Consider the following 12843-nt stretch of genomic DNA (forward strand, 5'->3'; position numbering starts at 1 on the left):
GGAGAGCGCGCGCCGGGGCTGTGCGCTTACCGGGCTCCGTGCGCTCACCGGGCTCAGCACCGGGGCTCAGTACTCGTTCTCGAACTCCCAGGTCGCGCGGGGGTCGATGTCCGAGGTGGGCACCGCGCCCACGGCGCCGGTGAGCTCGCCGAGGCGGCCGAGGATGTCCTCGCTCGACTCCGCGGCTTCACCTCCGCCGCCCGTCACGACGAGGGGCACGCCGAAGCCGACGGTGAGGGTGATGACGGAGGAGGGGGTGGCGTCGTCCGCGACACTGACCGCGCTCATCCGCCACTGCTGCGCAAGGGCGAGCGAGTAGCGGACGACGGCGTCGGCGGTCGCGTCGTCGAGGGACAGGGAGCCACCGGTGTGGAGAAGGGTCTTCATGATCAGGTCCTCGCGTGGGCAGGCGGATAGGCGTGGTTCCGTCACCGGGGGCCAGGATGCGGTGGTGTCACGCTAAGCCCTGGGGGCCCTGCGGTGCAGGTCTTGCCCTGGAACGCGCTTCGGGCGCATGGTTCGCCTCCTCTCACTGGGAGGTTTCCGTCGTAGCCCTGAACCGGCCCGCATGTTAGCGTGAACAGAGCTGCCGGTCCCCCTGGCCCGACGCATCCCTCCCCTGAAGGAAAGGTCTCGACGATGAGACGACGCTCCCCGGAGCCCCCTGCCGCCGCGCCTCGACGCCGCGCGCGATCCCTCCTCCTCTCTGCTCTCGCCTGCACGAGCGTCGCCCTCACCGGCGCGCTCATTCCCGTCTCGGCCCAGGCCGTCGATGTCCCGGCTCCCACCGCGCACTACGACATGTCGCACGCGGGGAGCGCTCTGCTCGACCTCTCGGGCAATGGGCGCAACGCAACGCTGACCGGCCTCACCGACGCCTCCTTCGCGGATGCCGGCGGCGACCACGTCGCGCGATTCCGGAACAACGGCTACGCGAGTCTGCCCCAGGGCCTCGTCACCGGCTCCGACAACGCGTTCGCCGTCGAGTACACGGTGAAGACGCAGACCACCGCCAACCAGTTCGGCTGGGTCATCGGCGACGGCGTCGGACCCTGGAACACCACGCAGCTCGGCAACCACGTCTTCGTGAACCCGCGCAACCCGGACGGCTCGCCCAGCGGGCAGGTCCTCGCGGGCATCCGCGTCAAGGACAGCGGCAACGGCGAGACCCGCCTGCCGTTCGGTGGCACCCTGAACCCCGGATTCACGACGCTCACCCTCGTCGGCACCGGCACGGCCTCAAGCACGACGCTCACCCTCTACCGCGACGGCACGCAGATCTCGACGGCGACCGCGGCCACGTCGATGGCGAGCATCGTGCCGACCGGCGCCACGCTCGGCTACCTCGGCCGCTCGCTCTACACCGGCGACGCGCTGGTGACCGCCGACGTCACTGACGTGAAGTTCTGGGACACCTCCCTCACCGCCGAGCAGGTGTCGGCGGCCATGCCGACGGCCACCGCGAAGGCGTCCGCGACGTCGGCCCTGCTGCGCTCGGACATCCAGCCCGTCCTCCTGGCCGGCAACCCCTCGCTGACCCAGGTCACCTCGACTCTGACGCTGCCCGCCTCCACCAGCGGCGTGCCGCTCACCTGGACGTCCTCGAACAGCGCGGTCGTCTCGACCACCGGCGCCGTCTCGCGCTCCCTCGTGCAGAACACCCCCGTCACGCTGACGGCCACGACGGCCCAGGGCGCGACGATCGCGTTCGACATCGTCGTGCTCGCACCGAGAATCAACGACGACCTCGACGCGCTGACGCTCGCCCTGCGCACCACCGAGAACCTCCCCCTCGCGGTGAAGGGCGCCACGAACGGCACCGAGATCACCTGGACCTCCTCCGACCCGGCTCTCGTCACTCCGACGAACACCTCCTCCGCCGCTCCGGCGGTCGGCGCGGCCGACCCGTACCGCGGCGGCGGCATCGTCACCCGGCCGGCCTACGGTTCGGGTGACAAGCCGGTCACCCTCACCGCGACGGCGACACTGAACGGAGTCACCGAGAAGCGCGCCTTCACGCTGACGGTCGCTGAACTCGGCCGCACCGCCCCCGACGCGGGCTACGCCTCGGCGTACTTCAGGTCCGATGGCGACGAGAAGATCTACCAGGCGGCCACGCAGGGCAACGACTTCTTCTCCTTCCAGCCGGTCAACGGCGGCAAGGCGGTCATCACCTCGACGACCGACACGAAGGGCCTGCGCGACCCGTTCATCCTCCGCTCGCACAACGGCGACACGTACTACCTGGTCGCTACCGACCTCTGCATCTCCTGCGGCACGAGCTGGGGCGACGCCCAGTCCAAGGGCAGCCTGAAGATCGAGGTCTGGGAGTCGACCGACCTGGTGCAGTGGACGCGGACCAACGGCATCGACACCGGCATCACGGTCAACCAGCCCGCCGCCGGCATGACCTGGGCGCCCGAGGCGTACTGGGACGACGCGCTGGAGTCCTACGTCGTGTTCTTCTCCTCGCGCCTGTACTCGGACGCGACGAAGACCAACAGTGACAAGCTCTACTCCCGTGTCTTCTCGGTGATCACCCGCGACTTCCGCACCTTCACCGCCCCTCCTGCTCCTTGGCAGGACACGGGCTACGCGCGGATCGACTCGACGATCACCAAGATCGGCGACTACTACTACCGCTTCACCAAGAACGAGGAGAGCGGCGCCGCCGGCACCCTCGAGGCGGGAAAGGATATCTTCCTCGAGAAGTCGAAGGTCCTGACCGCCGGGACGACCGCCTCGAACTGGAACGCCGATCCGAGCACCACCTGGCAGCTGACCGACACCCGGATGACCTCGCTCGAGACCGGCCAGGCCGGTGAGGGACCCGAGATCATCAAGCTGAACGCGGGCGACCCGAACGACACCACCGGCACGGGCGACGGCTATGCCTTCCTCGTCGACAACTACGGCGACGGCGGCTACAAGGCCTTCCTCACCTCGGGAGCGGCGATTGCCGGCAGCTCGCAGGCGGCACGCCTCTCGCAGTCGGCCGACTGGACCGTCTCGCCTCAGAGCCGCGCCGGCCTCCCCGCCAGCCCACGGCACGGAGCGTTCGTGAGTGTCCCGCAGACGGTTCTCACTGCCATGAAGAACTGGACGGGCGTCACCGCTGTCGACTCCACCACGACCCTCGCCACCGACGGCCGCACGGTCAGGGCGACGGTCGCGGCGGCCGACACGGGTGACGTCGTCGGCTCGGTGACCTTCAGGGGTGGCTCGTGGACCTCGACCGTCCCGCTCTCGGGTGGCTCGGCGAGCGTCTCCGTCCCCGCGGACGTGACCAGCGTCACCGCGTCCTACACCGGCTACTCCGACAAGCTCGTGCGCACCTCGACCTCGGCCGCGGTCACGCTCGACACCCTCGAGCTCGCTCCCGCCGTCACGACGCGTTGCGTCGCCGGGAAGATCGTGCTGACGGTAGCCGTCGCGAACGCCGACACGGCGGCCGCAGACATCACGATCGGCTCGGCCTACGGCTCGAAGTCGTTCACTGCGGTCGCTCCCGGCTCGTCCGCCTCCGCCGCCTTCACTACCCGCCAGGCCTCGATGCCCACCGGCACAGTGACGGTGACCGGATCCGCAACCGGCCAACCGCCCTTCACCGCGACAGCCCCCGTGTCCGCTGCGCGCTGCTGACGCAGTCCCTCCCCCTCCGCGAGATGCCACTTGGGTACGCGACACGCCGACGGCGGCCTACCCAAGTGGCATCTCGCGGAAAGGGTCAGGCGGTGGGGGCGAGCAGGTCGGCGTGGTGGATGGCGGCCACGTTCGGGTGAGCGCGGAGGCGGTAGCGCAGCGCGTTCTCGCCGTAGGTCTCGAGGATCGGCGCGTTCGTCGGGTCCACCGAGAGGCCGGACTTCAGCTCCTCGGGCAGCGGGAGGGACGGCATCGTCGCCGACAGCGCGGGATTGAAGAAGAACGGGATCGAGATCCGGTCCGTCCCGATCAGCGGCGAGATCACCCGGTGCAGCGTTGCCTTGAGGTATCCGCCCGTGGCGAGCTCCAGCATCTCGCCGATGTTGACGATGAACGCTCCCTCCAGTGCGGGCGCCTCGATCCACGAGCCGCCGTGCTCGACCTGCAGGCCGCCCTTGCCGGGCTCGACCAGCAGCAGTGTCAGCACGCCGCCGTCCCGGTGCGCGCCGACGCCCTGCTTCGGCTCCTGGTCGGAGGTGCCGGGGTAGCGCACGACCTTCACCAGCGAGAACGGACGCTCGGCGAACGCCTCGTCGAAGACGTCCTCCGGAGCATCGAGGGCGAGCGCCCAGGTACGCAGCAGCCGAATCGCGACCGCGGCCAGCTCGGCATGCCAGCGTTCAAAAACCTCCCGGAACTCCGGCAGCGCCTCGGGCCAGAGATTCGGCCCCTCGAGGCGCTCGTAGTCGGCGACGCCGGCTCCGCGCTCGACAGCCGGGCGGTCGATGCCGATGTCGACCTGCTCGCGGTAGTCCACATCGCCGTTGGTCAGCTCGGCGCCGAAGCGGGTGTAGCCGCGGAATTGCGGGCTGAGGGTGTTCTCGATCGCGAGCTTCTCCTCCTCCGGCAGCTCGAAGAAGCGGCGGGAAACGGCGACGACGTCGTCGAGGAGGTCCTGGGGTACACCGTGGCCGACGAGGGAGAAGAAGCCCACGTCGTGGGTGGTCTCTCGGAGGTCGCGGCGGAACGCGGCGGCCGCCGCCTCCCCCTGGTCGAGGCGGGACAGGTCGAGGATCGGCAGGGAAGCGGTCATGTACTGAGCCTGGCAAACGAACCGGCGGAGCAGTCGATTGTTACGACAACTAAAATGGCGGGCCCCGTCACTGCGCGGAAAAGACTCCTCCGCGCCGTGACCGGGCCCGCCGTGAGCGCCGAGTGTTACGGCGTGGGCATGCCGCCGTTGACGTGCAGCGTCTCGCCGACGACGTAGCTCGACTCGGGGGAGGCGAGGAACACGAAGGCGGGAGCGAGTTCCGCCGGCTGGCCCCAGCGTCCGAGCGGTGTCTGCGAGCCGACCTCGGGCAGCTTGTCCGAGGGCTGGCCACCCGCGGTCTGCAACGGCGTCCAGATCGGGCCGGGGGCGACCACGTTCACGCGGATGCCCTTCGGCGCGAGCTGCTGCGCGAGCGCCTTCGAGAACGTGTTGATCGTGGCCTTCGTGCTGGCGTAGTCGACCAGCATCGGCGAGGGCTGGTAGGCCTGGATCGACGAGGTGCTGATGATCGCGGAGCCGGGGGCCAGGTGCGGCACGGCCGCCTTCGTCATCCAGAACATCGCGTAGACGTTGGTCTTGAAGGTCTCGTCGAACTGCTCGTCCGAGAGCTCGAGGAAGTCCTCGACGTGCTGCTGCTTACCCGCGTTGTTCACGAGGATGTCGAGCCCGCCCAGGCCCTCGACGGCCGTCGCGACCGCGCCGACGGCAAAGTCGTGGTCGGTGATGTCCCCGGGGATGGCGACGGCGGTGCGGCCGGCCTCCTCGATCAGCGCGACGACCTTCTTCGCGTCCGACTCCTCCTCGGGGAGGTAGACGATCGCGACGTCGGCACCCTCGCGGGCGTAGGCGATGGCGACGGCCGCGCCGATGCCCGAGTCGCCTCCGGTGACGAGCGCCTTGCGGCCGGTGAGGCGGCCGGAGCCGCGGTAGGTCGACTCGCCGCGGTCGGCGGGGTCGTCCATCTTCGAGTCGAGGCCGGAGCCCTCCTGATACTGGGCCTCCGTGTCGATGTCGGCGAACATCGCGGTGGGGTCCTGGAACGTGTACTGGTCATTCTGCGAGGTCTGGTCGTTCTGCGAGGTCATGTCGTCGACGCTAGGCGCGGGCGATCGGACGCCGCGCGTGCTTGACAGCCCCGATCCCGAAGGACACAGCGGGCCGTCAGGCGCCGCGGGATCGGCGAGAATGGTGCGGTGACCCGCGACGACTCCCTGTCCTTCGACACCACGACGCCGCTGCCCGGCTGGCAGCACGCCTACTCCGGCAAGGTCCGCGACCTCTACACCCCCGACAACGCCGACCCCGTGCTCGGCGCCGACCGGATGCTCGTGGTCGCCAGCGACCGGGTCAGCGCCTACGACGCCGTCCTCGAGCCCGGCATCCCGGGCAAGGGCGAGCTGCTGACCACGCTCTCCCTCTGGTGGTTCGCGCAGCTCGCCGACGTCCCGAACCATCTGATCCCGGGCGAGGTCCCGGAGGAGGTGCGCGGCCGGTCGATGCTGGTGAAGACCCTCGACATGGTCCCGATCGAGTGCGTCGTCCGCGGCTACCTCTCGGGAAGCGGTTGGAAGGAGTACCAGGCGAGCGGCTCCGTCTGCGGCATCCCGCTCCCCGAGGGCCTGCAGGACGGCGATCCGCTCCCCGAGCCCATCTACACCCCCGCCTGGAAGGCCCCGCAGGGCGAGCACGACGAGAACATCACCTTCGAGCGCACGGTCGAGATCGTCGGGGAGGAGGCGGCGGAGGCGCTGCGCACCCTCTCGCTCGCGGTGTTCCGCGAGGCCTCCGCCATCGCCCTGGCCCGCGGTGTGCTGCTGGCCGACACCAAGTTCGAGTTCGGGATCGACCGCGAGAGCGGAGTGGTCACCCTCGGCGACGAGGTACTCACCAGCGACTCCTCCCGCTACTGGGACGCCGACGACTATGACGCCGGAATCCGCGGGCGCTCGTTCGATAAGCAGATCGTGCGCGACTGGCTCGCCGACAAGTGGAACGGCCAGGGCCTTGCGCCGACCCTTCCGTCCGAGATCGTCGAGCGCACGGCCGCGCGCTATCGCGAACTCATCGAGCGCCTGACGCGCTGAGGCACCGAGACCTGTGGAGGATCACCCCCGTCCCGTGCGGCTCGAAGCCGGCGGCCAGGATCCGGACGAGGCCCGCCACAGCCTCGCCCGGCTCTACAACGGCGACGAGTGGCGCGCCGCCACCACCGACTCCGATTTCAGCTACCGCTACGCCGCCATCGGCGACGGCGGGATGACCCTGCGCACCTCGCGGATGTCCGGTCGCCTCGCCGGCGGTATCGGCGACTCCGACGATGTCGTCGTGCAGTGGATCGTCGGCGGCGCCGGGCGGCTCGATGTGGGCCGCGCCTCCATCGTGATGGCGGAGCACCTGCCCGTGCTCTTCCCGGTCGGTCGCCCGTTCGCGTTCGACTACGCCGACTTCGATCAGCGCCTGGTGCACCTCGATCGCGGAGTCGTCGACCGCGTCGGCGCCGAGCGGGGCCTGATCGGGCCCCTCGTCTTCGACCCCGAGCACCGCCCCGCCGAGGCTGCGATCCGCAGGTGGCGCGCCGCGGTCGCCGCCTCCGCTCGAGCGCTGCGCAGCGAGCGAGTCGAACCTCTGCTCTGGGACGAGCTGACCCGCGCCACGGCCTCCGCCCTGCTGGATCTCTCTCCCCCGGAGTCGGCCGCGCTCCCGCCCGAGCTGCTCGCCCCTCGCAACACGAGGGTCCGCATCGCGGTCGAGTACGTGCACGCCTACTGCGCCGAGCCGATCGGCCCGACCGAGATCGCGGAAGCGGCCGGGCTCAGCGTCCGCGGAGTGCAGTCCGCGTTCCAGCGCGTGCTCGGGATGCGTCCGATCGCCTACCTCCGCCTGGTCCGGCTCGACCGCGCTCGTCAGGAGCTGGCAGCGAGCCCACCGCGCGCAACGACAGTCGCGGCCGTCGCCCAACGCTGGGGCTTCGGCAACGCGGGCCGCTTCAGCGCCGCCTACGCGGAGCGATTCGGCGAGCCGCCGAGCACCACCCTGCTGCGGTGAGTGCTCAGTCCTCGAGCTCGGGCGGTGGCTGTCCCTCGAGGATCCGGCTGAGCCCGTCGAGGAGCGTTGCGACGGTCGCCGCCTCCGCCTCGGGCACGCGGGAGACCATCGCGCGGATCTGGTCGTAGGTGGGGTCGTCGGTGCCGACGATCGCCTTCCGCGCGCGTTGCGTCAGGCAGAGGATGCGGCCGCGGCCGTCGGAGGGGTCGGGGGTGCGGTCGACATAGCCCGCGCGGGCCAGGCGGTCGACGAGGAGCGAGACCGCCGCCGTCGTGATTGACAGCGCCGCAGCGAGGTCGACGGCGCGCACGACCTCGTTCCGCCGTTCGCCCTCTCCCACGAGCCGCAGTGCTGCGAGGTCCGTCGCTCCGACGCCCAGGCGCCGCTCCACCCGGCCGTCGTAGTCGCGCTCCGCGGTGCGCAACCGCGCCAGCAGAGCGAACAGATCTGGTCGAGCGTCCATCGCAGTGCACCTTCCGAGCAACCGGCGCCCCGGACGGGACCTCGCCGCCCCCATCGAACCACTTCTGCGGCGGGCAGAGCACCGATATCCCGAAAGCGCAGTGGCGGACCGGGCTGTTAGCTAACCGACTTAGCAATACCTACAGTCGGGTGAGCGGCACACCTTCCGTGCGCCGTCAACGCTGAGGAGGTGCACACGATGGGTCGACTTCTGTATGGGGCGCCCGCTAGCTCGCACTCCTTCGAGGACCGCGCCCTGGCCCACCTGCAGACCGTGATCACGTCCCGGTTCCGCCGCGGCGAGGGCTTCCTGCTCACGATCGAGGACGGCGCCGGTCGCCGGTCCGAGCTGTGGCTCCACCCCGGCATCCCCCTCCGCTACGAGTACGACGACGTCGCCCCGATCGGCTTGAACCCGCACTGGCTGCGCGAACTCTCCCACGCATCGAACGGCCGTCTCGGCCTCCACCTCCTCCCCGAACCCTCGTCGACCGACGACCTCTCCGTGAAGAAGATCCCCGCATGAGCGACCACAACGGCACCCTGTTCCGTCGCGGAGGGACCGTCCGCTTCGTCCGCTGGATTTCGTCCCGCGACGGCGGTTGGGCCCCCGAGATCGTGCAGGGACGCTATCTCGAACGCGACGACCGCGGCTGGCTGGTCGAGATCGAGGGCACCCCGACGGTCCTCGCGAAGGACGACTGGGCCGTCTACCGCTGACCTGCGCCGCGCCCCGGCGTACTGTTGAGCAGGTGCGTTCTCACGATCGCCGCGGCATCACCTCGGCTCCCTTCCTCCTGACCACCGTCGGAACCACGAGCCTCGTGTTCTTGTGCGCGTTCGAGTCACTCGCGGTGACGACGATCATGCCGATCGTCAGCGCCGACCTGAACGGCCGCGCGCTCTACCCGCTCGCCTTCGCAGCGGCGCTCGCCGCCGCGGTCGTCGGGATGGTGGCGGCCGGCTCCTCCGCAGACCGTCGCGGGCCGACTCCGTCGCTGGTCACCGCAATCCTGCTCTTCACCCTGGGGCTGATCGCCGCCGGCGCCGCACAGTCGATGCCCGTCTTCGTCGGGGCCCGGCTGGTGCAGGGGCTGGGCAGCGGAGGCATCACCGTCACCCTCTACGTTCTCGTCGCCCGGGTGTATCCGAGCGAGCTGCATCCGCGGATCTTCGGCGCCTTCGCCGCCGCCTGGGTCGTTCCCTCCCTGGTCGGACCGCTGGTGGCCGGAGTCGTCGCGGAGCTGGCGAGCTGGCACTGGGTGTTCTTCGGAGTCGTCGCGCTGGTCGCCCTCGCGAGCGCCGCGATCGCGCCGACCCTCCGCGCCCTCGAACCGCGCGACAGGCTGCCCTTCGACCGGCGCTCGATCGGCCGCGTCTTCCGCGCCGTCGTCGTCTCGGCCGCAGTCGTCGTTCTGAGCACGAGCGCCGAGCTCGCGCCGGACCTCGCCGGTCTCCTCGCCGCCGCGGCCGTCGTCGTCGTGATCGTCGCCGTCCGTGCTCTCCTGCCGGCCGGCACACTGCGCGCGCGGGGCGTCCTGCCGTCGGTGATCCTCCTCCGCGCCCTCGTCACCGCAGCCTTCTTCGGCACCGAGGTGTACCTGCCACTGCTGCTCTCGGAGCAGTACGGCCTGCCTCCGTGGCTCTCGGGAGCGGTGCTGACGGCAGGCGCCGTCTCGTGGGCTCTCGGCTCGAACCTCCAGGGCCGCCCGGGCGCCCGCCTCAGCCACGGAGGAGCGATGCGGCTTGGCACGTCGCTGGTCCTCGCCGGGATTGCCGTCGTGCTGCTCGTGACCGTGCTCGCGCTCAGCCCGATCGTCGCGGGCGTCGGCTGGTTCCTCGCCGGCGGCGGCATGGGCACGATGTTCCCGCGGATGGGGACGATGACGCTCGCGCTCTCGGCACCGGGCCGGGAGGGCTTCAATAGCTCGGCCCTGCAGATCGCCGACTCGACCGGCGCCTCGGTCTCGCTCGCGCTGACAGGACTGCTCGCCGCGGCAGTCACCGGGCTGATCGGAGCCGGCACCGGCGTGTTCGCCGCGACCTTCTCCTACGGTGCGCTGATCGCGATCGTCGCCGTCGGGCTGGCCGGCCGCCTCGACGGGCTCCTCCGGCGCGAGGGACGCCGGGAACCCACCGCGCAGGATCAGCTGTAGAGCGACTCCGGAACATCGAGGCCGTAGATCGCCCGACCGGACGACCAGATCACCGAACAGGCGGCCCGGAGCAGGTCGGTCGCGTCCTCTCCCGCGTCCACGATCAGGACGGAGTCGCCCTCGAGGCGCACCTTCGCGCCGCGGACGGCGTGAGTCCCGTTCCGCGAGACGGTCGTCGCCGGGTACGGCAGGTGCAACTCACGCAGGTCGCCGAGGATGTAGGTCGGGCGGAGCTTCGGCTCGGCGGCGAGCAATTGCTTCGCCCGGTCGATCCCGGTCAGCACGTGCGCACTCGCCATGTCCGCGCCGTTCGCTCCGGCGATATCGGTGTCCAGCCGGTCGCCGAGGAAGAGCGGATTCGCGGAGCCGAACCGCGCGGTCGCCGCATCGAAGATCGCGCGCTCCGGCTTGCCTGCGACGACCGGGAGCCGGCCGACCGCGGTGTGCACGGCCGAGACGAGCGTGCCGTTTCCCGGAGCGATGCCGCGCGCGACGGGGATCGTCCAGTCCGTGTTCGTCGCGACCCACGGGATACCGGTGTGCAGCGCGAACGAGGCCTCGGCCAGCTGCTCCCAGCCGACCGTGGGCGCGAAGCCCTGGATGACTGCGGCCGGCGAGTCCTCCGCGCTCCGCGTCACCGTGAAGCCTGCACGCTCGACCTCCGAGGTGAGACCCTCCGCGCCAACCACGAGGATCGTCGCGCCCGCCGGCACCAGATCGGCGAGCAAGACGACCGCGGCCTGCGGCGAGGTGACGACGTCCTCGGGTCGCACGCTCAGCCCGAGCTCCGAGAGATGTCCGGCGACGGACGCGTCGGTACGTGAGGCGTTGTTGGTGATGTAGCCGATCCGCAGCGACTCGGCCGCGCGGTTGAGACTCTCCACCGCGAACGGGATCGCCTCGGCACCCCTGTAGACGACCCCGTCGAGGTCGGCCAGCACCGAGTCGCGCCCGTCGAGCGGGGTGGGCTCAGTTCTACTGCCGCGGAACATCCGGGTCCTCCTCGGTGGTGGGGCGGGTGGCGGTGGTGGTGGCGCGCTCGGGCTCCTCCTCGATCACCTCGATCGTCTCGTCGTCACCGCCGCCCTCGGCAGCGAACACCACCTGCGCGGCGACGTCGGCACGGCGCTGCCACTCCGCCGCCTCGTCGGAGCGACCGAGCTCCTCGAGCACCAGGGCGTAGGCAGCGAAGAGATCGGGACTGTACGAGAACGCCCGGTCCGGATCCAGCTGCGGGATCTCCAGCTCCATCACAGCGAGTTCCGTCTGACCAAGGTCGAGGCGCGCACCGGACATAGCGATGGCCAGGGACACCTGGGCGCCTGGGCTCAGCCTGCTGCGGTCGATGGACCGCCCCAGTTCGAGCGCCTTGTCGGGCCGACCGACGCCGCGCTCGGAGTCGACCATCAGCGGAACCTGCTCATCGGAGCCCGAGATGCGGCGGAAGGTGCGCAGCTCACGGAGTGCCAGAGCGAAGTCACCGGTCGCGTACGCCGAGATGGCCAGCGACTCGCGCACCACGGCGATGCGTCCCGCCCGACGAGCGGCGGAGAGCACATGGCGATGCGCCAACTCCGGGTCCTCCTCGAGGAGGCGGCCGGCCATCACCAGGTGACGGGCGACCCACTCGGCGTTGTCCTTCGAGAGCGTGCGCAGTTCATTGCGCGCGACCTTGTCGAGGTCCTTCGCCTGCACGTCATCTGGCAGATCGGGATCGTCGTGACGTGGGCGCACCGACTGCAGAGAGCGCCGTTCGCGCTCCTCCTCGGTGAGCTCCGGCTCCTCGTGCGGGCCGCCCCGGCCGCTGCTGAAACCCTCGCGTCCGCGGCCGCCGCTCGGGCGGTCCCCACCGTTGCGGCGATCGTTCGACCACGGGCGCGCCCCGTCGTCCCGCGAGCCCGCGCGGAAGGGCGGTCGCGAGTCGCCGTCCCGACGGGAATCGCCGTCACGCTGCGGACGCGAATTGCCACCACCACGATACGGAGGACGAGCATCACCCTCACGCTGCGGACGCGACTCGCCACCGCTACCGCCCCGATACGGAGGCCGCGAGTCGCCGTCCCGACGGGGACGCGGGTCAGCGTTTCGCTGGGGACGCGAGTCGCCACCGCCGCGGTACGGAGGACGAGCATCACCCTCGCGACGCGGACGGGAGTCGCCCGATTCGCCACGACCGTTCGAGGGACGACCGGCCCGGGGAGAACGCTCGTCCCGCCGTCCGGAGTCCCGGTCGTTCTGGTCGGATCCTGAGTCGTCCATGCGTTCCTCGCCTGTCGGGTGATGCTCTGTGGAGTTGGTCCGCCCGAGGGCGAAGACGACGACCGAAGCCGTCGCACCACCCTAACCCGCCCGCTGATCGGCTGGGCAGAGACGGTCGAAGTGGTGGTTAAACAGCGATGGCCACCCATTTCTGGGTGGCCATCGTGAATGGTGTCCGGCGGTGTCCTACTCTCCCACAGGGTCCCCCCTGCAGTACCATCGGCG

Annotated in this window: 12 protein-coding genes; 6 read left to right on the forward strand and 6 right to left on the reverse strand. The window is 70.6% G+C overall.

Annotated elements, in window-relative coordinates:
* Positions 1-66: 66 nt before the first annotated feature.
* Positions 67-387, reverse strand: coding sequence for a hypothetical protein (locus C5D07_RS02165; RefSeq protein WP_068255998.1), 321 nt, complete (start codon positions 385-387; stop codon positions 67-69).
* A 252-nt stretch (positions 388-639) separates the two neighbouring features.
* Between C5D07_RS02165 and C5D07_RS02170 the strand changes: the two genes are divergently transcribed.
* Positions 640-3642, forward strand: coding sequence for an immunoglobulin-like domain-containing protein (locus C5D07_RS02170; protein WP_146076749.1), 3003 nt, complete (start codon positions 640-642; stop codon positions 3640-3642).
* Between the two features lie 85 nt (positions 3643-3727).
* Here the strand turns inward: C5D07_RS02170 and C5D07_RS02175 are convergent, their stop codons facing one another.
* Positions 3728-4735, reverse strand: coding sequence for an isopenicillin N synthase family dioxygenase (locus C5D07_RS02175; protein WP_068256003.1), 1008 nt, complete (start codon positions 4733-4735; stop codon positions 3728-3730).
* 125 nt (positions 4736-4860) lie between these two features.
* On the reverse strand, positions 4861-5781 hold the full coding sequence (locus tag C5D07_RS02180; RefSeq protein ID WP_104258565.1) for a glucose 1-dehydrogenase: 921 nt from the start codon (positions 5779-5781) through the stop codon (positions 4861-4863).
* Positions 5782-5889: 108 nt separating this feature from the next.
* Here C5D07_RS02180 and C5D07_RS02185 point away from each other — a divergent pair, with 108 nt between their 5' ends.
* Positions 5890-6780, forward strand: a complete 891-nt coding sequence (locus tag C5D07_RS02185) for a phosphoribosylaminoimidazolesuccinocarboxamide synthase (RefSeq protein ID WP_249028151.1) — start codon at positions 5890-5892, stop codon at positions 6778-6780.
* A 34-nt stretch (positions 6781-6814) separates the two neighbouring features.
* Entirely contained in the window at positions 6815-7741 is a 927-nt protein-coding gene (locus C5D07_RS02190) for an AraC family transcriptional regulator (RefSeq protein ID WP_104258566.1), read from the forward strand.
* Positions 7742-7745: 4 nt separating this feature from the next.
* Here C5D07_RS02190 and C5D07_RS02195 read toward each other — a convergent pair whose 3' ends face one another.
* Positions 7746-8204, reverse strand: coding sequence for a MarR family winged helix-turn-helix transcriptional regulator (locus C5D07_RS02195; RefSeq protein ID WP_068256009.1), 459 nt, complete (start codon positions 8202-8204; stop codon positions 7746-7748).
* Positions 8205-8402: 198 nt separating this feature from the next.
* Between C5D07_RS02195 and C5D07_RS02200 the strand changes: the two genes are divergently transcribed.
* The 3 genes from C5D07_RS02200 to C5D07_RS02210 are packed head-to-tail and all read left to right on the forward strand — an operon-like array spanning position 8403 to position 10359.
* Entirely contained in the window at positions 8403-8729 is a 327-nt protein-coding gene (locus tag C5D07_RS02200) for a DUF7882 family protein (RefSeq protein ID WP_104258567.1), read from the forward strand.
* Positions 8726-8923 (forward strand): hypothetical protein, encoded by a 198-nt coding sequence (locus C5D07_RS02205; protein WP_068256013.1) that lies wholly within the window; start codon positions 8726-8728, stop codon positions 8921-8923. Before C5D07_RS02200 ends, C5D07_RS02205 begins: the two co-directional genes overlap by 4 nt.
* Positions 8924-8955: 32 nt before the next feature.
* Positions 8956-10359 carry an MFS transporter gene (locus tag C5D07_RS02210; protein ID WP_249028152.1) on the forward strand — a complete coding sequence of 468 codons (1404 nt, stop codon included), beginning with the start codon at positions 8956-8958 and terminating at the stop codon, positions 10357-10359.
* Here C5D07_RS02210 and C5D07_RS02215 read toward each other — a convergent pair.
* Positions 10350-11351: an HAD-IIA family hydrolase gene (locus tag C5D07_RS02215; protein WP_104258568.1), complete on the reverse strand. Its 1002-nt coding sequence runs from the start codon at positions 11349-11351 to the stop codon at positions 10350-10352. The two genes, C5D07_RS02210 and C5D07_RS02215, sit on opposite strands and share 10 nt — an antisense overlap.
* Complete coding sequence (locus tag C5D07_RS02220; protein ID WP_181134361.1) at positions 11335-12054, reverse strand: tetratricopeptide repeat protein; 720 nt, start codon at positions 12052-12054, stop codon at positions 11335-11337. Before C5D07_RS02220 ends, C5D07_RS02215 begins: the two co-directional genes overlap by 17 nt.
* Positions 12055-12843: the final 789 nt, after the last annotated feature.

Origin of the sequence: Rathayibacter tritici (genome assembly GCF_002932875.1) — a bacterium.
Classification (GTDB): Bacteria; Actinomycetota; Actinomycetes; order Actinomycetales; family Microbacteriaceae; genus Rathayibacter; species Rathayibacter tritici.